A 370-nucleotide genomic window follows, 5' to 3' on the forward strand; every position below is an offset into this window, starting at 1 on the left:
CCTCGTCTTCTTCGTCTTCTTCGTCTTCTTCGTCTTCTTCGTCTTCTTCGTCTTCTTCGTCTTCTTCGTCTTCCTCGTCTTCCTCGTCTTCTTCGTCTTCCTCGTCTTCTTCGTCTTCTTCGTCTTCTTCGTCTTCTTCGTCTTCTTCGTCTTCTTCGTCTTCTTCGTCTTCCTCGTCTTCCTCGTCTTCTTCGTCTTCTTCGTCTTCTTCGTCTTCTTCGTCTTCTTCGTCTTCTTCGTCTTCCTCGTCTTCCTCGTCTTCTTCGTCTTCTTCGTCTTCTTCGTCTTCTTCGTCTTCTTCGTCTTCTTCGTCTTCCTCGTCTTCTTCGTCTTCTTCGTCTTCTTCGTCTTCTTCGTCTTCTTCGTCTTC

At 47.0% G+C, this 370-nt stretch carries 1 protein-coding gene; it reads right to left on the reverse strand.

From position 1 onward, the window contains the following. On the reverse strand, nucleotides 1-370 hold a 370-nt coding region (locus D1166_RS32470), incomplete at both ends, for a hypothetical protein (RefSeq protein WP_179951337.1).

Origin of the sequence: Bacillus sp. ISO11 (assembly GCF_003458115.1) — a bacterium.
GTDB lineage: Bacteria > Bacillota > Bacilli > Bacillales > Bacillaceae_G > Bacillus_A > Bacillus_A cereus.